Genomic DNA, 20,989 nt, shown 5'->3' on the forward strand with positions numbered 1-20,989 from the left:
GTAAATAAATCAGGGTTGGCGCCAACTGATGTTGATTAAAAAATGATTAAATAATTTGACTGGTTGAATCATGAAAATCTCAAAACTACAGCTCATTTATCTGGCAGCATTATCGATGCTTGGCTTCGTTGCTACCGATATGTATCTGCCAGCATTCAAAGCGATGGAAATCGACTTTGCAACAGGCCCTGAGCAAATTGCGCTCTCTTTAACGGTATTCCTCGTTGGTATGGCGATTGGCCAACTAATGTGGGGATTGGCATCCGATAAATTTGGCCATCGTAATACACTCGCAGCCGGGTTGGTGCTATTTACTATCGCGTCATTCGGTTTGGCTTTCTGTGATCAAGTATGGCAACTACTCACACTGCGCTTTATCCAAGCTATCGGTGTGTGTGCACCAGCCGTGATCTGGCAGGCTATGGTCATTAAGCGCTACTCAAGCAGTAGCCAACAAATTTTTGCGACAATCATGCCACTCGTCGCGCTATCACCAGCACTAGCACCTCAATTAGGGGTTGTGTTGGCAGATAACTTCGGCTGGCACAGTATCTTTATTACGCTAACACTAGTTGGCGTCTTTTTGGTCTTTGCGACCATGGCACAAAAAGACGAGAAAGCAGAAATCAAACAAACCAGTATGTCTGCCGACATAAAAGCGCTGCTGAGTTCTAAAAAATACCTTGGCAACGTGTTTATGTTTGCGACGGCTTCAGCTGCATTCTTTGCTTACCTAACTGGGATGCCAGAAATCATGGCGCAACTGGGCTACGAAGCAAAAGATATTGGTTTGAGCTTTATCCCACAAACCATCGCGTTTATGGCTGGTGGCTACTTAGGTAAAGTAGGCGTTCGAAAATTTGGTGATGAAAAGGTTCTGCGCCAACTGATTGGCCTATTTAGTGTCGCGGCATTAATGATTTTCATTGCTTCACAGTGGGAGCTGTCATCGATTTGGCCTATTCTTGCGCCATTCTGTTTGATTGCCGTTGCTAACGGCGCACTGTACCCAATCGTGGTAAACCGTGCACTGGCCAGCGCACAACAGAGCCCTGCAACAGCAGCAGGTTTGCAAAACAGCCTGCAAATCTGTGTAAGTAGCTTCTCAAGTGCATTGGTAGCCGCAATGGCAAGCCAAGCTCAGATGGTTACTGGCATCGCAATCATCATCTGTATGGGTGGGCTGTGGATGGGATACATTCTGTCGAATCGCGAATTATCCAAGCACTTTACGACTCCTGACAACGCCCGAGTCGTGAGTGAAGACGAACTTTAATCGTTCAGATAATAAAAAGAGCCGCGCAATGCGGCTCTTTCTGTTTATAAGCTTTTCAACCCCCATTTCTTGGCAGTCTGCTTAAAAAAGCCTTGAGTCTTTTTCAACTCTACCCAGTGATTGATGTAATTAATCCATACTTGATCGTCTTGCGGCAACAACATAGCAATTGGGGTTGGTTTACGCGGTGCGGTCACTGGCACTATCGCCAACTGTTTAAACTTATCCACCAACGTCGCTGCTTCCACATTGGACGTCACGGATACATCGGCCCTGCGAGCTAGTAGTTCTTGGAAGTCGCGCGCTGGCGCTTCAATAACAATATGCTGAGCAGACGGGAAGAACTCTTTCACCATTTTTTCTTGTACCGTACCTAACGTCGCTGCGACTTTTACTTCTGGTTTATTAAAATCCGCCCAATCAGAAAATTTGGCGAGATCTTTCTTTTGCACCACAGGTACAAAGGCAAGGTAGAAATACGGCTGGCTGTATCCAGCTACTTTCGCGCGCGACATGTTCAGAGATGCGCTGCCAGTAATATCGTATTTGTTGGCGGTAATGCCATTAACTAGCGTCTTCCAATCCGTGGGCACATACTCCACTTTTACACCGAGATCTTTAGCAAGTTCTGTTGTTACATCGATATCGAAGCCACGATAACTGTTTGTCGCGGGGTCTTTCATCGTCATCGGATTCCAATCTCCCGTCGTTCCAACTCGGAGTACGCCATTGTCTAAAATGGATTGAAGACGGCTTTCAGCGTGAGCGACTTGAGTCACAGCAAGCAAACACATTCCTAGCACTAGTAAAATCTTTCTCATTTTTATTCCCTTAAAAATAATGACCTTATACGGTTTAATAATTAACCTTTATTAGAGCTCTACTGATAACATAGCAGCAACAAAGGAAGTTTTTTAGTTAATTCAGGGAGTAAATGTGACGTTTCGAACTCTATGGCTATTTTCATTGCTATTACTCACTGGTTGTTCAGATTATCAATGGGGCTGGTATGTACTTGACCCTTCGACGGATCAAGGGCTCACCAATCTAAAGTTTTTAATCGCTGGGTTTAATGACACCATTCAGGTATCACTCCTCAGTATGTTATTTGCGATGAGCTTGGGCCTGATCGTTGCGTTACCCGCTCTGTCGGACTCTGCCTCTCTGAAGTGGATAAACCGTATTTATGTCGAGGTGATCCGTTCAGTGCCAGTTTTAGTCTTACTACTTTGGGTGTATTACGGCATGCCTACGCTATTGGATGTCTCACTCAATCACTTTTGGGCGGGTGTTATTGCACTGACTATCGCTGAGAGTGCGTTTATGGCGGAAGTGTTTCGCGGTGGGATACAAGCTATCAGCCGTGGCCAGCATGAAGCAGCTGAGTCTTTGGGCTTAAGCTATTGGCAAAAGATGCGCTTGGTAATTCTTCCCCAAGCGTTTCGACAAATCCTCCCTCCACTGGGCAATCAATTTGTCTACATTCTCAAGATGAGTTCTTTAGTCAGCGTGATTGGTTTAAGCGATCTCACTCGCCGTGCTAATGAGCTGGTGGTGAATGAGTACTTACCCCTAGAAATTTATACCTTCCTCGTTTTGGAGTACTTGTTGCTCATCCTATTTGTATCTCAAGCCGTTCGTTGGCTCGAAAAACGTATTGCTATTCCTAGCTACTAACGATGAAGCCAGAGCTAGAAACAACAAAGCCGCTCTTGTTGAGCGGCTTTGACAGTATAGCGATAGAGTGAGTGCAGGTAATGTTTATTTCTGTTTTACAGGACGCTGCCAGCCAGTAATTTTGCGCTCTTTGACGCGAGTAATTACTAACTCACCTTCTTCAACATCTTTTGTTAGTGTCGTGCCTGCACCGATGGTTGCGCCATCAGCGATAGTGACAGGCGCCACCAGCTGGCTATCAGAACCAACAAAAACATCATTACCGATGATGGTTTTAAACTTGTTCGCACCATCGTAGTTACAAGTGATAGTACCTGCACCGATGTTAGTACGTTGGCCGATCTCTGCATCACCTAAGTAAGTTAGGTGGTTCGCTTTTGAACCTTCTCCGATGCGCGCATTTTTCACTTCAACGAAGTTACCCACATGGGAATCGTTACGCATTTCAGCACCAGGACGAAGGCGAGTAAATGGACCAACCGTACATTCTTCACCAACCGTTGCACCTTCAATCACACTGTAAGGGCGAATGATGGTGTTGTCGTCGATTTCACAATCTTTCAGTACACAACCCGCACCGATAACCACGTTATCACCCAGTGAAACTTTACCTTCGATGATAACATTCACGTCGATTTCACAGTCCATACCGCACTGTAACTCACCACGCAAATCAAAGCGTGCTGGATCGCGTAGCATGACACCTTGCTCTAGTAGTTTCTGAGCTTGCATTGACTGGAAAGCACGCTCTAGACGAGCAAGCTGTGCGCGGTCGTTGACCCCTTCCACCTCAATGGCATTGACTGGGTGTACTGCCTCAACGGCACGACCTTCATCGTGTGCAGCTGCAATAACGTCAGTTAGGTAGTATTCGCCTTGTGCGTTGTTGTTGTTTAAGCCAGACAACCAACGCTTAAGATCCCCACCAGTCGCAACCATCACGCCAGTGTTGATCTCTTTAATTTGTTTTTGTTCTTCTGTTGCATCTTTTTGTTCAACGATCGCAACAACAGGACCATTTTTACGGATAATACGACCGTAGCCTGTCGGGTTATCTAGAATCACTGTTAGTAGTGCAATACCGCCTGTTGGCTGTGCATCTAATAGGTTTTCAATCGTTTCAGCTGAAATCAGTGGAACATCACCGTAAAGCACCAGTACTTTTTCATCGTCTTCAAACTTCGGAGACGCTTGATCAACCGCATGACCTGTACCTAACTGCTCCGCTTGAAGCACCCAATTTACAGGCTCTTCTGCTAGCGTTTGCTGCATTTGATCACCACCGTGACCATATACTAAGTGGATGTTTTGTGCGCCAAGACCTGTACATGTATCGATAACATGTTTTGCCATTGGCTTCCCTGCCAAAGTGTGTAGCACTTTAGGCATGTTTGAATACATACGGGTACCTTTACCCGCAGCAAGGATCACAGCACTGAATTTCATTAATAACCTATTGACGTTCTATTTTAATTGGGCGTTATTTTAAACACCTTGGAAGGATTAGTTAATGGTGGGATGTAAATTTCCAACTAAAATTAATCAAAAAGGCGACCAATTGGCCGCCTTTTTTCATGCAACGTTGCTAATTGAGCTTAGCGACGCTTTTTTGTCAGCTCGATAACTCGTAGCTGAGCAATGGCTTTAGCCAGTTCACTGGCCGCTTGTGCGAAGTCCATGTCACCATGCTGATTCTGGATTTGCTCCTCAGCGCGGCGTTTGGCTTCTTCTGCCTTCGCTGCGTCTAGCTCTTCACCACGGATAGCTGTATCAGCTAGTACAGTCGCTGTACCAGGCTGAATCTCTACCATACCACCAGAAACATAAATAATTTCTTCGTGGCCGTGCTGTTTCACAATACGCACCATACCAGGCTTGATAGCGGTCAGCAGCGGTGTGTGACCATGGAAAATACCAAGTTCACCTTCGCTACCGGTCACCTGAAACGTTTCAACACGACCAGAGAAGATTTTCTTCTCAGCGCTTACTACGTCTAGGTGAAAGGTTATTGCTGCCATATCGCCTCCTAGTTAGCCTTATAGCTTCTTCGCATTCTCAATAGCATCGTCGATGCTACCGCAGTACATAAATGCCTGCTCAGGAATGTCGTCGTATTCACCAGCTAGTAGACCTTTAAAGCCACGTAGAGTCTCTTTTAGAGGTACGTAAATGCCAGGGTCACCTGTAAATACTTCTGCTACGTGGTAAGGCTGAGTTAGGAAACGCTCAATCTTACGTGCACGAGATACAACTTGCTTATCTTCTTCAGATAGCTCATCCATACCTAGGATAGCAATGATATCTTTCAGCTCTTTGTAGCGCTGAAGAGTCTGCTGAACACCACGAGCAACTTCGTAGTGATCTTGACCAACGACTAGTGGATCAAGCATACGAGATGTTGAATCTAGCGGGTCGATCGCAGGGTATAGACCCATTGCAGCGATGTTACGGTTAAGTACAACCGTTGCATCCAAGTGCGCGAACGTTGTTGCTGGAGACGGGTCAGTCAAGTCATCCGCTGGTACGTATACCGCCTGTACAGACGTGATAGAACCTGATTTCGTTGACGTGATACGCTCCTGAAGTACACCCATCTCTTCTGCAAGAGTTGGCTGGTAACCTACCGCAGAAGGCATACGACCTAGTAGTGCTGATACCTCTGTACCTGCAAGTGTGTAACGGTAGATGTTATCAATGAACAGTAGTACGTCACGACCTTCGTCACGGAAACGCTCTGCCATTGTTAGACCAGTCAGTGCAACACGTAGACGGTTACCTGGTGGCTCGTTCATCTGACCGTAAACCATCGCTACTTTTGATTCTTCAGGCTTCTCAACGTTTACAACGCCCGCTTCCTGCATCTCGTAGTAGAAATCGTTACCTTCACGAGTACGCTCACCAACACCAGCAAATACTGATAGACCTGAGTGCTGTAGTGCGATGTTGTTGATAAGTTCCATCATGTTAACGGTCTTACCTACACCTGCACCACCGAATAGACCGATTTTACCACCCTTAGCGAATGGACAAATTAGGTCGATTACTTTAACGCCCGTTTCTAGAAGTGCAATTTCGTTTGATTGCTCTTCGTAGCTTGGTGCACTACGGTGGATAGAGTAAACCTCTTCCGCACCCACTTCACCACGCTCGTCAATCGCGTCACCTAGGACGTTCATGATACGACCTAGAGTTTTAGTACCTACTGGTACTGAAATTGGAGCGCCAGTGTTAACCACTTCAACTCCACGACGTAAACCATCAGAGCTACCCATTACGATACAACGAACTACGCCACCGCCTAGCTGTTGTTGAACTTCAAGAACTAGACGCTCTTTTGAGTCCGTTACGTTTAGAGCGTCATATACACTAGGTACATTGCTCTGTGGGAACTCTACGTCGACTACCGCACCGATGATCTGTACGATCTTACCTGTAGCCATCGTTAATCCTCTAAACTATTTCGTTTTACCTAAGCTTAAACCGCAGCTGCACCACCAACGATTTCTGATAGTTCTTGTGTAATCGCAGCCTGACGGGCTTTGTTGTACACAAGTTCCAAATCGTCAATCAAACTGGTTGCGTTATCCGTTGCAGCCTTCATCGCAATCATTCGAGCCGCTTGCTCACAAGCAAGGTTCTCAACCACACCTTGGTATACCTGAGACTCTACGTAACGCACTAATAGCGTATCCAGTAGAGGTTTTGGTTCAGGCTCATAGATGTAGTCCCATGAATGCTCACGCTGCATCTCTTCGCTGTCCGATTTAGGCAAAGGTAGCAATTGATCGATCGTTGGTTGCTGAACCATAGTATTAACAAACTTATTGAATACTACATATAGACGGTCCAGTTCACCTTCATCGTATTTCTTCAGCATTACGCCAACAGAGCCGATTAGGTCTTGTAGGCTTGGATTATCTCCAAGACCAGAAACCTGTGCCGCAACTTTTGCGCCACCATGTTTAAAGAAAGCTGTTGCTTTTGAGCCAACAACGGCTAGCTCAATCTCAGCACCTTTCTCTCTCCATGCTTGCATGTCTGTAACGGCTTTTTTGAACACGTTAATATTCAAACCACCACACAGACCACGGTCTGTCGAAACGATGATGTAACCAACACGTTTAGCTTCACGCTCTTCTAGGTACGGATGACGGTACTCTAGGTTTGCGTTAGCCACATGACCGATCACTTTACGCATTGTTTCAGCGTATGGACGAGAAGCTTCCATTGCATCTTGAGAACGACGCATTTTTGAAGCTGCTACCATTTCCATCGCTTTCGTAATTTTCTGAGTGCTTTTAACACTACCGATTTTATTACGTATCTCTTTTGCGCCGGCCATCGTTACTCTCCGTTAGTTGGTGGCAGAAACTGCCACCGACCTAATTACCAAGTTTGGGTTGCTTTGAAGTCGTCAGTCAGTTTCTTCAACTGAGCTTCGATTTCATCGTTGTAAGCGCCAGACTTGTCGATCTCAGCTGCTAGTTCAGCGTATTGACCGCGAGCGTACGATAGTAGAGCCGCCTCGAAATCTAGAACTTTGTTAAGTTCTACATCATCAAGGTAACCGCGCTCTGCCGCGAAGATAGTTAGAGCTTGGTCAAATACAGACATTGGAGCATACTGCTTCTGCTTCATTAGTTCTGTAACTTTTTGACCATGGTCTAGCTGTTTCTTCGTTGCGTCATCAAGGTCAGAAGAGAACTGAGCAAATGCCGCTAGTTCACGGTATGCAGCTAGTGCTGTACGGATACCACCTGATAGTTTCTTGATGATTTTCGTCTGAGCTGAACCACCTACACGAGATACTGAGATACCTGGGTCAACAGCAGGACGAACACCAGCGTTGAATAGCTCAGTTTGTAGGAAGATCTGACCATCGGTAATCGAGATTACGTTAGTCGGTACGAATGCTGAAACGTCACCTGCTTGAGTTTCGATGATAGGAAGAGCAGTCAAAGAACCAGTCTTACCTTTCACTTCACCGTTAGTGAAACGCTCTACGTACTCTTCGTTTACACGAGCTGCACGCTCTAGTAGACGCGAGTGTAAGTAGAATACGTCACCTGGGAATGCCTCACGGCCTGGTGGACGTTTAAGTAGTAGAGAGATCTGACGGTAAGCTACCGCTTGCTTAGATAGATCATCGTAAACAATCAGTGCGTCTTCACCGCGATCGCGGAAGTATTCACCCATCGCACAACCTGCGTAAGGCGCTAGGTATTGAAGCGCTGCAGATTCAGAAGCTGATGCAACTACAACAATAGTATTTTGTAGTGCGCCGTGCTCTTCTAGTTTGCGAACAACGTTAGCGATAGTCGATGCTTTCTGACCGATTGCTACGTAGATAGAGAAAATACCAGAGTCTTTCTGGTTGATGATCGCGTCGATCGCCAGTGCTGTTTTACCAATCTGACGGTCACCGATGATAAGCTCACGCTGACCACGACCGATTGGGATCATTGAGTCAACTGACTTATAACCAGTTTGCACAGGTTGGTCTACCGATTTACGGTCGATTACACCTGGTGCGATCACTTCTACAGGCGAAGTCATTTTCGCTTCGATTGGACCTTTACCGTCGATAGGCTCACCCAGCGTATTTACTACGCGGCCTAGCAGTTCTGGACCAACTGGCACTTCAAGAATGCGGCCAGTACCTGTAACTTTCATGCCTTCCTTAAGGTCAGCATATGGGCCCATTACAACCGCACCAACCGAGTCACGCTCAAGGTTAAGTGCCAGTGCATAACGGCCACCCGGTAATTCAATCATTTCACCTTGCATCACGTCCGCTAGGCCGTGGATGCGGATGATACCATCGCTTACCGATACGATAGTACCCTCGTTGCGAGCTTCACTAACAACTTCGAAAGATTCGATACGTTGTTTGATCAGATCGCTAATTTCCGTGGAATTAAGTTGCATGCTCCAATCCCCATTAAGACTGCAATGCATCGCTCAGGCGGTTCAAACGACCACGCGCTGAGTCATCGATGACTAGGTCTCCGGCTCGAATAATAACCCCACCAAGTAGGGTCTCATCTACACTGCAATTCAGCTTCACTTTGCGTTCAAGACGCTTTTCAAGTTTGCTGCCAATGTTTGCAAGTTGTTCATCAGAAAGCTCTGTTGCTGAAATTACTTCAACATCAATTTCTTTCTCATGTTCTTTTTTCAGAGTAAAAAACTCCGTGCAAACATCAGGAAGGGCCGCTAAACGACCATTCTCAGCCATTACCTTCAAAAGGTTTTGACCGTGCGCATCAACTTGTTCGCCGCAAACTGCAACAAAAATTTCTGCCATTTTGTCAGCAGAAACCGAACCCGTTAGTAGTTCGTTCATTTGTTCGTTTTTGGCCACTTCAGCAGCAAAAGATAACATTTGGCCCCATTGGTCCAACTGGTCTTTCTCTAAAGCAAAGTCGAAGGCTGCTTTAGCATAGGGGCGTGCGATAGTAGTCAAATCAGACATATGCGCCCCCAGACTTAAAGTTTTGCAGTAATGTTGTCGAGAATATCTTTTTGCGCATCTTTATCGATAGAACGCTCAAGGATTTTCTCAGCACCAGCTACAGCCAGAGTAGCAACTTGTTTGCGCAGCTCATCGCGTGCACGATTGCGTTCAGCTTCAAGTTCTGCTTCTGCTTGCGCTAGGATTTTCTGGCGTTCTGCCTGAGCTTCCTCGCGAGCTTCATCAAGAATTTGAGACTTACGCTTGTTCGCTTGTTCGATGATCTCAGTTGCTGTGCGCTTCGCTTCTTTCAATTGATCAGAAGCGTTGGCTTGTGCTAGATCCAAGTCTTTCGCAGCACGTTCTGCTGCTTGAAGACCATCAGCAATTTTCTTCTGACGCTCTTCGATCGCTTGCATCAATGGTGGCCATACATACTTCATGCAGAACCACACAAATAGTGCGAACGAGATTGCTTGACCTAGCAGAGTTGCGTTTATGTTCACAACAGCTACCCCTCTATTTGGACTTAGTGTTAATCAGTGACAAGCGATAATCGCCCGTCCCGAGTTAAAGGTGATTAACCTAGTTGACCAACGAATGGGTTTGCGAAAGTGAATAGTAGCGCGATTACGATACCGATCATTGGAACCGCATCAAGTAGACCCGCGATGATGAACATCTTAACTTGTAGCATAGGAGCCATTTCTGGTTGACGTGCAGCACCTTCTAGGAATTTACCACCTAGCAGTGCGAAACCAATCGCTGTACCAAGAGAAGCAAGACCGACGATAATACCTACGGCGATTGCAGAAAAGCTCAGTAAAGTTTCCATTACTATCTCCAATTTATAGTTGTTGGCTTAGTGCCCAAATAAAAAGCTTTAAAAAAATTAATGATCAGGATCTTCGTGTGCCATTGACAGGTAAACAATTGTCAACATCATGAATACGAAGGCTTGAATCGTAATAACCAAGATATGGAAGATTGCCCACGGTAGTGAACCCATCCATTGTAAGTACCATGGTAGCATTGCCGCACAAAGAATGAATACAACCTCACCCGCGAACATGTTACCGAATAGACGCATACCAAGTGATAGAGGTTTCGCTAATAGCGATACCACTTCAATTAGTAGGTTAAACGGAATCATCAGTGGGTGATTGAATGGATGTAGTGCAAGTTCTTTTGCGAATCCACCTAGACCTTTTACTTTGATGCTGTAGTAAATCATCAATGCAAAAACGCCTAGAGCCATAGCCATGGTGATATTCACATCAGCAGACGGTACAACCTTAAGGTAAGGAATACCTAGCCAATGCTCTGCTGGGTATGGTAAGAAGTCGATAGGAACTAAGTCCATCACGTTCATCAAAAATACCCAACAAAAGATAGTCAGTGCTAAAGGCGCGATCAGTGGGTTGCGTCCATGGAACGTGTCTTTGACGTTATCGGCGACAAATTCAACGATCATTTCTACAGCACACTGAAGCTTACCCGGTACACCCGCTGTTGTTCTCTTTGCTACTTTGTAAAAAATTCCGAGGAAAATTAAACCAGTAAACCAAGAAAAAAACAGGCTATCGATATGTACGTTCCAGAAACTTGTCTCCGACCCTACTAAACCCAACTTGTATAGCGATAGGTTAGAAAGGTGGTGGGCAATGTAACCGGACGATGTTAGCGCTTCACCTGGCGCAGCCATAACTCATCCTATTTTTTGTTGTTAATGAATAGCACTGGTGCACAGATATTAATACCTAGTACCAGCAAATAGGTTAGTTTGAGGGGAACAAGTTCCACCTGCATATACATGTAGGCAACATAGAACTGTGCAACCGTGATGAGAATTTTCAGTACTTCACCCGTATAGAAGGAAGCAGCGATGCGCTTGGCAGCGCGAGCTCCACTAAACATGAAAGCACACAGCGCGAATACTGCATTGGCAACAACAAAAATGCCTCCGCCAATCAGCGCTGAAAATCCCCAGTCAGGATTTATGGCTACCGCCATTCCTGCTGCCACAAAAATAACCGCGCCAAACTGGATCATTAACAATTGCCTTGCGAGCTCTCGTCCTGGTCTAGCTAACGCAGCTACCATGTATTCGTACCTCTAGTAATATCCACTTCGCACTTAACTCTCTGTGCTGGGAAATTGGCGAAAATTATACGTTCAGTTCAACGTAAAGCAATTCGATTGCATCAAAAACTTACAGTTTTGTTTACAAAACGACAACTTTCGCACAAAATTCGATTAATTAGATTAATTGACCTAAATCAATTATCTCATCTAGGCCTCAAGCTTGGCAATTAGTTGGTCCAATTTGTGAGGCTCATCAAGACTTATCGTCAATTTCGCTTTTCCGTTTGCAGAACGGGTAAGAGAAACTTTTGCATCAAGCAGCTGACTCAATTTATGCGACATTTGCTCGGCTTCGGTATCCTCTTGTTGCCCTTTTTGCTCATTTTGTGGGGCTAAGCACTTTTTTACTAACTGTTCGGTTTGGCGAACAGTCATTTGCTTCTTAGCCACTTGTTGAGCTACTTCGACTTGCTGTTCGCCTTCTAACGCTAACAGAGCTCGAGCATGACCCATTTCCAATTTTTTATCTGCAACCAGACCTTTTACATCAACTTCCAACTGATTCAGACGTAATAGGTTACTCACCGTCGTTCTTGATTTACCAATCACATCGGCCACTTGCTGATGTGTCAGCGTGAATTCATCTTGTAGACGCTCAAGCGCTTGGGCTTCCTCAATCACATTCAAGTCTTCACGTTGAATGTTTTCAATCAACGCCATGGCGATGGCGGCACGATCTTCAACTTTTTTCACCAAACACGGCACGCGTTTTAAACCCGCCTGCCTTGCAGCACGCCAGCGGCGCTCACCTGCGATGATCTCAAACTGACCATTTTCGACCTGGCGAACCACGATTGGTTGAATAATGCCTTGTGATTGAATCGAAGCCGCTAGTTCTTCTAGCGCTTCAGGCGCCATATCTTTACGCGGTTGGTATACGCCCGGCTGCAATTGACCAATCGCTAAATCGGTTAACTCACCGTCTGCCGATAATTCTTGGCTATGCGATGCAATATGCTGTTTTTCACGAGCAAACGAACTGGTCGACAATAACGCATCTAGTCCTTTTCCGAGACCACGCTTAGACATGGGATTGAATTCCTTAGGTTAGAGTTAAACTGGGATTTCTTCGCGGCGGAGCATTTCGCCCGCTAGAGCAAGATACGCTTTGGCACCTGCGGAGTACTTATCGTAGTACATTGCAGGCTTACCGTGACTTGGCGCTTCAGCCAAACGAACATTACGCGGAATGACAGTACGGTAAACTTTATTGCCAAAGTGTTTTTTAAGTTGATCGGATACTTCATTCGATAAGCGGTTGCGTGGGTCGTACATGGTACGCAATAAACCTTCGATTTTGAGGTTTTCATTCACAACAGCCGCTAACTTGCTGATTGTATCCATAAGAGCAGTTAAACCTTCTAACGCAAAGTATTCACATTGCATCGGCACCAGCACAGAGTCAGCTGCCGCCATCGCATTGATTGTAAGAAGGTTTAGAGAAGGAGGACAATCAATAAAGATGAAATCATAGTTATCGCGAACTGAGGACAATGCATTTTTTAGACGCACTTCACGAGCGAAAACTTCCATCAATTTGATTTCTGCCGCGGTGACGTCGCCGTTCGCCGCGATCAAATCATACTTCCCTGTTGTTTGGGTACAAACGACTTGATCGAACGGTGTATCTTCGACCAAAAGATCGTATGCGGTGGCGTCGACCATATACTTATCCACGCCACTGGCCATCGTAGCATTGCCTTGCGGGTCGAGATCGATCACCAAAACCTTGCGCTTTGTTGCCGCCATCGAAGCCGCTAAGTTAATGCACGTTGTTGTTTTGCCGACCCCACCTTTCTGGTTGGCGATTGCTACAATTTTACCCACGATTACCTCGCTAATTTCCCTTGCGCGATAAGATTACTAGATGACGATCACCTTCCAACTCAGGAACAGCCAAAGATATGATCTCTGTCACACTGCACCATTCAGGAAGCTGATCCATTTCATCTTTAGGGTGCTGTCCTTTCAGCGCTAGAAACACCCCGTGCTCTTGTTTCGGCAAATGGTGGCACCATTCCACCATGTCTATCATTGAAGCAAAAGCTCGACTCAAAACGCCATCAAATTTTTCTTCAGGTTGGAATTCTTCGACACGACTTTGAATTGGTGTCACGTTTTTCAGCCCTAATGTGTGCACAACTTGCTTGATAAAACGGATGCGTTTGCCAAGACTGTCGAGCAAAAAGAAGGTTTTCTCAGGGTTCATGATTGCCAAAGGGATGCCCGGTAACCCCGGACCAGTACCAACATCAATGAAGCGCTCACCGGGCAGGTGTGCGCTTACAACGATACTATCAAGAATATGTTTCACTAACATATCAAGCGGATCACGTACCGATGTTAAATTGTACGCTTTGTTCCATTTGTCGAGCAGTTCGACATAACCAACTAACTGCTCTCGTTGCTGTTCTGACACTTCCAAATCTGTTTTCGCGATCAGTGAATCCAGCTTTGTTCGCAATGCGCTCATTATTCTTCCTCACCTTTCTTCAGCAAACCATGCTTTTTCAAGTGAACAAGTAGAATAGAAATTGCAGCAGGCGTAATACCAGAAATGCGTGATGCAATACCGATGCTCTCTGGTTTGGCCTCGCTCAGTTTAGCAACGACTTCGTTTGATAAACCTTTTACATCGCGGTAATCCAAATCAGCAGGTAACTTGGTATTTTCGTGACGCAGTGATTTTTCGATCTCTTCCTGCTGACGCTTGATGTAACCATCGTATTTCACTTGAATTTCAACTTGCTCAGCCGCTTGCTGATCTTCAAGAGCAGGAGCAAACGCTTCAAGTTGCGTCAGTTGCGAATAAGTGATCTCTGGACGACGCAGAAGATCCTCACCACTCGCTTCACGGGCCATTGGGGTTTTCAGCAGCTTGTTCAACTCATCAACACCCTCTGACTTCGGATTCATCCACGTTGCTTTCAAACGCTGACGCTCCGTTTCCATATTGTTGATTTTCTCGTTAAAGCGAGCCCAACGAACATCATCAATCAAGCCTAGCTCGCGCGCTTTTTCCGTTAAACGCAAATCGGCATTATCTTCACGAAGTAGCAGGCGGTATTCCGCACGAGAAGTGAACATGCGGTACGGCTCTTTGGTACCCATGGTCGATAAGTCATCAATCAACACGCCCATGTAAGCTTGGTCACGACGTGGGCTCCAGCCTTCTTTGTCTTGGCTAAACAAGCTTGCGTTTAGGCCCGCCATCAAGCCTTGCGCTGCGGCTTCTTCGTAGCCAGTCGTACCATTAATCTGGCCAGCAAAGAACAAACCATGGATGAACTTCGTCTCGTACGTTTGCTTCAAATCACGTGGATCGAAGAAATCGTATTCAATCGCATAACCTGGGCGAACGATGTGTGCATTTTCAAACCCTTTCATTGAGCGCACGATTTGTACTTGCACATCAAATGGCAAGCTGGTCGAGATACCATTAGGGTATAACTCGTGCGTGGTTAGGCCTTCTGGCTCAATGAAGATTTGGTGGCTGTTTTTGTCAGCGAAACGCATCACTTTGTCTTCAATAGACGGACAGTAACGAGGACCAATACCTTCAATCACACCTGCGTACATTGGACTGCGACCCAAGTTACTACGGATCACATCGTGAGTTTGTTCATTGGTGTGGGTAATGAAACATGGAATCTGACGCGGATGCTGTTCACGTTTGCCCATGAACGAGAATACAGGCGTTGGGTTATCACCGTGCTGAGCTTCTAGCACTGAAAAATCAACTGTACGAGCATCAATGCGCGGTGGAGTACCTGTTTTTAAACGATCCACACGGAACGGCAGTTCACGCAGTCGATCCGCTAATGCGATCGATGGTGGATCCCCGGCACGACCACCAGACGAGCTTTCCATACCTATGTGGATCTTACCACCAAGGAAGGTACCCACGGTTAGCACAACGGCTTTCGCATGGAAGCGAAGTCCCATTTGAGTTACCACACCAACTGCGCGATCTTGTTCAACAATCAGATCATCAACTGACTGCTGGAACAACGTTAAGTTAGGCGCATTTTCTAATGCATTACGAACGTACGCTTTGTACAGAGCGCGATCGGCTTGAGCTCGAGTTGCTCGTACTGCAGGACCTTTGGAGGCATTTAGTGTACGAAACTGAATACCTGCATGGTCGATGGCTTCAGCCATCAAACCGCCCATAGCATCTACTTCTTTTACTAAGTGACCTTTACCAATACCACCGATCGCCGGATTACAAGACATCTGGCCTAATGTATCGATGTTATGGGTAAGGAGAAGCGTTTTTTGTCCTGTGCGTGCAGATGCGAGCGCGGCTTCCGTTCCTGCGTGTCCGCCACCGACAACAATGACGTCAAAGTTTTCGTGATAAAGCATGAACTGACCTCAGGTATTCAAAGGGATTTAATGGACAGATAAAGGAGCCGTATTTTACCTGCTTTATGCCAGAGAGAAAAACGTTTTCTCGTTTTATCCGTTTTAAGCTTCAAGATAAATATATATAAGATCTATATATATGATCTTTTATTAGATCTACTATTAGGATCGACCGTTTCTGTGGATAACCTAAAAATGATCAACAAGATCATGGATCTTCTTTGGATCATATCTTGTGATCATGATTGGATCAGATCGAGGATTACCTGGGATCAAAAGTGGTAGTTATACACAGGAGGTAAAATTGATCAAAGTTGTTATTGGGATAACTAAAGGAAAATCACTGGATCTTATTGTAGTTATCCACAGTCTGTTTGGTTAGTTTTTGAGCGGTTAAACAAAATAATTTGGTGGGAGTTATTCACATGGGAGAAAACAGAGCCGAATTTCGACTCTGTTGAAGGGAAAGTCGTGAGTTTAAAAACGTTCGATATTCTCTTTTAACCACATCTCTGCGGCGTCTTCTGGCACATCATGGCTCAGTACATCGATTTTAAAGCAATCTGTGAGAGGGGTTGCACCAATATCCTCTAATAAATCATAAGCGTGTTGACCAGCGGCACAGAACGTATCGTAGCTAGAGTCACCAATCGCAATCACCGCAAATTTTACATCAGTCATTTTTGGCGGTGTATTTTGTAATGCTGCGATAAAAGGTTGGATATTATCAGGATACTCACCAGCTCCATGTGTAGAGGTGATCACCAACCACGTACCTTGATTTTCGATATCACTGAGGGAAGGCTGGTTGTGGATCGTTGTTTCAAATCCATTCTCGTTGAGTAGATCACTCAGGTGATCCCCTACGTATTCTGCGCCACCTAACGTGCTGCCTGTAATAATGTGGATCATACTACTTCCTTATTGAATGCGACGGCTAAAGCTCATGGATGGCTTGCCGTACAAAAAGAAACGCGGTGTGAGTTAAGCTCAGCACCGCGCGTTCGATTATTTACTTCCCGATACAGAATGAAGAGAAGATTCGTCCCAGTAAGTCGTCAGAACTGAACTCACCGGTAATCTCATTGAGATGTTGTTGGGTGATACGTAGCTCTTCAGCCAATATTTCACCTGCCATATAGCCTTCAAGCTGCTCCTGGCCTATTTGAAGGTGCTGTGCGGCACGTTCTAATGCATCGAGATGACGACGACGAGCCATAAACCCACCTTCACTGTTGCCAGAGAAGCCCATACACTCCTTGAGATGATCGCGCAGAGCTTCAACCCCTGCACCAGTCTTCGCTGACAAACGGATAAGAGTAGGGTTATTGACGTGGCAGATCCCCATATCTTCACCCGTTTGATCCGCTTTATTACGGATCACAGTTATGCCAATGTTGTCTGGTAGGCGATCCACAAAATCTGGCCAGATATCTTTCGGATCGGTGGCATCGGTTGTCGTGCCATCCACCATGAACAACACGCGGTCTGCTTGGGCTATTTCATCCCACGCGCGTTCGATACCGATTTTCTCTACTTCATCGGAAGCATCACGCAAACCTGCTGTATCAATGATGTGTAGTGGCATGCCATCAATATGGATATGCTCACGCAGTACATCACGCGTGGTTCCTGCGATGTCGGTTACGATTGCAGATTCTTTACCCGATAGCGCGTTCAGTAGGCTTGATTTGCCCGCATTTGGACGACCCGCAATCACGACTTTCATCCCTTCACGCATAATAGCGCCTTGGTTAGCTTCTTTGCGCACCGCATCTAGGTTGTCGATGATGGCTTGTAGGTCACCAGCCACTTTACCGTCGGCCAAAAAGTCGATCTCTTCTTCAGGGAAGTCGATGGCTGCTTCAACATAGATACGCAAATGAATCAGCGACTCAACTAAGGTATTAATGCGGCCTGAAAATGCGCCCTGTAAGGATTGCAGTGCCGATTTTGCTGCTTCTTCAGAACTGGCATCAATGAGGTCTGCGATCGCCTCGGCTTGAGCGAGGTCGAGTTTATCGTTCAGAAATGCGCGTTCAGAGAACTCACCAGGGCGAGCAGCTCGAATACCATCTATACCTAGAATGCGTTTTATCAGCATATCCATCACGACAGGGCCGCCATGGCCTTGCAGCTCAAGTACGTCTTCACCGGTAAATGAGTGTGGGTTAGGGAAGTACAGTGCGATGCCCTGATCAAGCACAGTGCCATCTTCTGACTTAAACGGCAGGTACTCTGCGTAGCGGGGCTTTAGTGTTTTGCCAGTGACTTCTAACGCCACTTGGTTGGCTTTAGGGCCAGAAACTCGAATAATACCGACACCGCCACGACCAGGCGCGGTCGCTTGAGCGACAATCGTATCTGTAGTCATAATTTTGCCTTTTGAGCTGGGCTATAGGGAAGATACCTAGGGAGCCATCACAATTAATTAGCTGAATTGTAATCAGCCAAAAACAAAAAGGCGACCTTTTGGCCGCCTTTCTCAATCATTTCCTAAAAGGTTACTTGCTGTGTAAGCCTTTTTTCTCTAATCCTTTGTAGATCAGAGTTTGCTGGATAAGCGTTACGATGTTCGACACCAACCAGTACAGAACGAGACCTGATGGGAAGAACAAGAAGAAGAAGGTAAACATAACCGGCATAAAGGTCATGATCTTCTGCTGCATTGGATCCGTTACTGTTGTCGGGCTCATCTTCTGGATTAGGAACATAGACGCACCCATCAGTAGCGGCAGGATGTAGTAAGGGTCCTGCGCTGAAAGGTCATGAATCCAACCGAAGAATGGAGAGTGACGTAGCTCAACCGATTCCATTAGTGCCCAGTATAGTGCGATGAAAATAGGCATCTGTAGGATAAGAGGTAAACAGCCACCTAGTGGGTTCACTTTCTCTTTCTTGTACAGTTCCATCATTTCTTGGCTCATGCGCTGACGGTCATCACCGATGCGCTCACGCATAGCTTGCAGCTTAGGCTGAAGCATACGCATTTTCGCCATAGACGTGTATTGCGCTTTTGTTAGTGGGTACATTGCACCACGAACGATGAAGGTCAGACAGATGATTGCCACACCCCAGTTGCCAACAAAGCTCTGGATGAATGAAAGCAACATATGAAGAGGCTTCGCAATGAACCATAACCAGCCGTAGTCCACTACTAGGTCTAGGTTAGGTGCCACTTCTGCCATTTCATCTTGCAGTTTTGGACCAACCCAAAGTGTTGCTTCAAACTTAGCCTGATCGCCTGTTGCGATAGTTTTGTTCGGCATACGAACGCCGATGTCGCCGAGGTTGCCAATTACACGAGTGTATAGGTTAGTACCTGGTTCGTTACGTGGGATCCAAGCTGCGGCAAAGTAGTGCTGAATCATTGCTGCCCAACCTTGGCCATCGGCTAGGTTAAGAGACAGGTTGCGATCCTGCATATCATCAAAGCTGTACTTCTTGTAACGCGTATCTTCTGTTGAGTATGCGCCACCACGGTAAGTAGGCATTGTGATGCTACCACCATCGTCCATTAGGTTTTGACGTAGGTGAGCGTACATACCAAATGTTGCGTTGTTGCCTGAGTTGTTCACTACATCGTATTCAACATTAAGCGCGTAGCTGCCGCGTTTAAAGATGTAAGTTTTGGTGTATTCGATACCGTTTGCAGTGAATGTCATCGGAACGCGAAGTTCATCTTGACCGTCAGCCATTGTGAAGCTGTCTGCACTTACGTTGTAGTGAGGGCGATTTGTGCTGCTCAAGTCGATACCTTGAGGGCCCACTAGACCGCTTTGAGCGATAAATTGGTGACCTTGAGCGTCTTTAAGCAGAACAAAGGAATCTGATGAATCTAACTCAGCAGAGTATTCGTTAAGGTTGGCATGTACCACATCGCCACCAACGGTGTCGATCGACAGAGTTAAAACATCAGTCGTTACTGTGATAGTTTTTGCAGAAGCTTGCTGTTGACCAGGAACTGGGTCAAGTTCATCAGCAAAAGATGGTGCAGGTAGAGTGCTGCTTGATTGAGCCTGTTCAACTGCTTGAGGTTCTGGATTCTTTGCAACTTGCCATTGTTGAAACAGCAAAAAAGAAACCAGGGCCAAACCGATGAGCAGGATATTACGTTGAGAATCCATCGTTAGTTATCTCTGTCTTGTTTTTGGACTGGTGGAACGGGGTCATACCCCCCTTCATTCAAAGGGTGGCATTTTAATAGACGTTTGCCTGATAACCAACATCCTTTTACAAAACCGTGAGCTCTCAAAGCTTCTAGCGCGTAAGTGGAACAGGTTGGTGTGAACCGGCAACGAGGACCAATCAAAGGGCTGATAAACCAGCGATACAGATAAACGAGCCCAATGGCTATCCACGTGAAGGGCGAGACAGGCGTTGCCATAGCTTATCAAACAACTTAAAAATTTCCTCATTGCTTAAATCTTGCGCGCTTTTCTTCGCAATCACAACAAAATCTTTGTTTGGAAGCTGATGTTGATTGTTACGAAAGCTTTCACGAGCCAAACGCTTAAATCGGTTACGACCGACAGCCGTTTTGATTTGCTTTTTGGGAACCGCTAAACCTAATCGTGGGTGAGAAAGTTTGTTATTGCGAGCAATGATGGTGAAATGAGGCGAGCCAGCTCGATGAGCTTGCTGGAAGACGTTTTGATAATGCTCGGGAGTTAACAAACGTAACTCCCGATTAAACGCGTACGTGTTCAAAATAAACTAGCGATTATTTTGATAGGCGCGCACGGCCTTTTGCACGACGTGCGTTGATAACTTTACGACCGTTCTTAGTTGCCATGCGAGCACGGAAGCCGTGAGTACGCTTGCGCTTTAGAACTGTAGGTTGAAAAGTGCGTTTCATGATAATTACCTTTACTGATCAGTAGTTTTAGGTTCTTGTTAAACCCGGCGTGGGTATTTGCTTTCTTATATAAAGAAGCTCTTTATATAGAGAAGGACAACCGACGCCTCTCAACAAAGAGGCGGAATTGTAATCACACTCACATAATGTGTCAATGACTCAATGAGTACGAAATTCCGGCCGGGCGATTATACGTAGTGTGAGTAAAATC

The 20,989-nt window shown here is 45.9% G+C and carries 23 protein-coding genes; 2 read left to right on the plus strand and 21 right to left on the minus strand.

Annotated features, from left to right (window positions below):
• Positions 1-70 precede the first annotated feature (70 nt).
• Positions 71-1,276: a purine nucleoside transporter PunC gene (gene punC / locus R7035_RS20375; RefSeq protein ID WP_005378946.1), complete on the plus strand. Its 1,206-nt coding sequence runs from the start codon at positions 71-73 to the stop codon at positions 1,274-1,276.
• A 44-nt stretch (positions 1,277-1,320) separates the two neighbouring features.
• Here punC and R7035_RS20380 read toward each other — a convergent pair whose 3' ends face one another.
• Positions 1,321-2,097: a transporter substrate-binding domain-containing protein gene (locus tag R7035_RS20380; RefSeq protein ID WP_017821564.1), complete on the minus strand. Its 777-nt coding sequence runs from the start codon at positions 2,095-2,097 to the stop codon at positions 1,321-1,323.
• A 115-nt stretch (positions 2,098-2,212) separates the two neighbouring features.
• Between R7035_RS20380 and R7035_RS20385 the strand changes: the two genes are divergently transcribed.
• On the plus strand, positions 2,213-2,953 hold the full coding sequence (locus R7035_RS20385) for an amino acid ABC transporter permease (protein WP_005383852.1): 741 nt from the start codon (positions 2,213-2,215) through the stop codon (positions 2,951-2,953).
• Between the two features lie 84 nt (positions 2,954-3,037).
• Here R7035_RS20385 and glmU read toward each other — a convergent pair whose 3' ends face one another.
• From glmU to rpmH, 20 genes are all read right to left on the minus strand, one after another.
• Positions 3,038-4,399 (minus strand): bifunctional UDP-N-acetylglucosamine diphosphorylase/glucosamine-1-phosphate N-acetyltransferase GlmU, encoded by a 1,362-nt coding sequence (gene glmU, locus R7035_RS20390; RefSeq protein WP_025768924.1) that lies wholly within the window; start codon positions 4,397-4,399, stop codon positions 3,038-3,040.
• A gap of 149 nt (positions 4,400-4,548) precedes the next feature.
• Complete coding sequence (locus tag R7035_RS20395; RefSeq protein ID WP_005378937.1) at positions 4,549-4,971, minus strand: F0F1 ATP synthase subunit epsilon; 423 nt, start codon at positions 4,969-4,971, stop codon at positions 4,549-4,551.
• Positions 4,972-4,989: 18 nt separating this feature from the next.
• Positions 4,990-6,393 carry a F0F1 ATP synthase subunit beta gene (atpD, locus tag R7035_RS20400; protein WP_005383849.1) on the minus strand — a complete coding sequence of 468 codons (1,404 nt, stop codon included), beginning with the start codon at positions 6,391-6,393 and terminating at the stop codon, positions 4,990-4,992.
• Positions 6,394-6,428: 35 nt separating this feature from the next.
• Entirely contained in the window at positions 6,429-7,295 is an 867-nt protein-coding gene (gene atpG / locus R7035_RS20405; RefSeq protein WP_005378932.1) for a F0F1 ATP synthase subunit gamma, read from the minus strand.
• 44 nt (positions 7,296-7,339) lie between these two features.
• Entirely contained in the window at positions 7,340-8,881 is a 1,542-nt protein-coding gene (gene atpA, locus R7035_RS20410) for a F0F1 ATP synthase subunit alpha (protein WP_005378931.1), read from the minus strand.
• Between the two features lie 13 nt (positions 8,882-8,894).
• Complete coding sequence (gene atpH / locus R7035_RS20415; RefSeq protein ID WP_017635596.1) at positions 8,895-9,428, minus strand: F0F1 ATP synthase subunit delta; 534 nt, start codon at positions 9,426-9,428, stop codon at positions 8,895-8,897.
• Between the two features lie 14 nt (positions 9,429-9,442).
• Positions 9,443-9,913 carry a F0F1 ATP synthase subunit B gene (gene atpF, locus R7035_RS20420; protein ID WP_005378929.1) on the minus strand — a complete coding sequence of 157 codons (471 nt, stop codon included), beginning with the start codon at positions 9,911-9,913 and terminating at the stop codon, positions 9,443-9,445.
• A gap of 74 nt (positions 9,914-9,987) precedes the next feature.
• Positions 9,988-10,242, minus strand: a complete 255-nt coding sequence (atpE, locus tag R7035_RS20425; RefSeq protein ID WP_002540812.1) for a F0F1 ATP synthase subunit C — start codon at positions 10,240-10,242, stop codon at positions 9,988-9,990.
• A gap of 57 nt (positions 10,243-10,299) precedes the next feature.
• Positions 10,300-11,112, minus strand: coding sequence for a F0F1 ATP synthase subunit A (gene atpB, locus R7035_RS20430; RefSeq protein WP_005378922.1), 813 nt, complete (start codon positions 11,110-11,112; stop codon positions 10,300-10,302).
• An 8-nt stretch (positions 11,113-11,120) separates the two neighbouring features.
• Positions 11,121-11,510, minus strand: coding sequence for a F0F1 ATP synthase subunit I (locus R7035_RS20435; RefSeq protein WP_318146242.1), 390 nt, complete (start codon positions 11,508-11,510; stop codon positions 11,121-11,123).
• 189 nt (positions 11,511-11,699) lie between these two features.
• Positions 11,700-12,581: a ParB/RepB/Spo0J family partition protein gene (locus R7035_RS20440; protein WP_005383840.1), complete on the minus strand. Its 882-nt coding sequence runs from the start codon at positions 12,579-12,581 to the stop codon at positions 11,700-11,702.
• Between the two features lie 24 nt (positions 12,582-12,605).
• Entirely contained in the window at positions 12,606-13,379 is a 774-nt protein-coding gene (locus tag R7035_RS20445; RefSeq protein ID WP_005383838.1) for a ParA family protein, read from the minus strand.
• Between the two features lie 10 nt (positions 13,380-13,389).
• A complete protein-coding gene (rsmG, locus tag R7035_RS20450; protein ID WP_206225441.1) occupies positions 13,390-14,025 on the minus strand; it encodes a 16S rRNA (guanine(527)-N(7))-methyltransferase RsmG in 636 nt (211 codons plus the stop codon).
• Complete coding sequence (gene mnmG / locus R7035_RS20455; protein WP_318146243.1) at positions 14,025-15,920, minus strand: tRNA uridine-5-carboxymethylaminomethyl(34) synthesis enzyme MnmG; 1,896 nt, start codon at positions 15,918-15,920, stop codon at positions 14,025-14,027. The genes rsmG and mnmG overlap by 1 nt, the downstream gene beginning before the upstream one ends.
• A 477-nt stretch (positions 15,921-16,397) precedes the next feature.
• Entirely contained in the window at positions 16,398-16,832 is a 435-nt protein-coding gene (gene mioC / locus R7035_RS20460) for an FMN-binding protein MioC (protein WP_318146244.1), read from the minus strand.
• Between the two features lie 100 nt (positions 16,833-16,932).
• On the minus strand, positions 16,933-18,294 hold the full coding sequence (mnmE, locus tag R7035_RS20465; RefSeq protein ID WP_005383836.1) for a tRNA uridine-5-carboxymethylaminomethyl(34) synthesis GTPase MnmE: 1,362 nt from the start codon (positions 18,292-18,294) through the stop codon (positions 16,933-16,935).
• Between the two features lie 130 nt (positions 18,295-18,424).
• A complete protein-coding gene (gene yidC, locus R7035_RS20470) occupies positions 18,425-20,047 on the minus strand; it encodes a membrane protein insertase YidC (RefSeq protein WP_005383834.1) in 1,623 nt (540 codons plus the stop codon).
• A 2-nt stretch (positions 20,048-20,049) separates the two neighbouring features.
• Positions 20,050-20,307, minus strand: a complete 258-nt coding sequence (gene yidD / locus R7035_RS20475; protein WP_005378822.1) for a membrane protein insertion efficiency factor YidD — start codon at positions 20,305-20,307, stop codon at positions 20,050-20,052.
• Complete coding sequence (rnpA, locus tag R7035_RS20480) at positions 20,274-20,597, minus strand: ribonuclease P protein component (RefSeq protein WP_005394102.1); 324 nt, start codon at positions 20,595-20,597, stop codon at positions 20,274-20,276. The genes yidD and rnpA overlap by 34 nt, the downstream gene beginning before the upstream one ends.
• Positions 20,598-20,643: 46 nt before the next feature.
• Positions 20,644-20,778: a 50S ribosomal protein L34 gene (gene rpmH / locus R7035_RS20485; protein ID WP_005378825.1), complete on the minus strand. Its 135-nt coding sequence runs from the start codon at positions 20,776-20,778 to the stop codon at positions 20,644-20,646.
• Positions 20,779-20,989 lie beyond the last annotated feature (211 nt).

Origin of the sequence: Vibrio sp. 1731, assembly GCF_033339955.1 — a bacterium.
GTDB classification, from domain to species: Bacteria; Pseudomonadota; Gammaproteobacteria; order Enterobacterales; family Vibrionaceae; genus Vibrio; species Vibrio alginolyticus.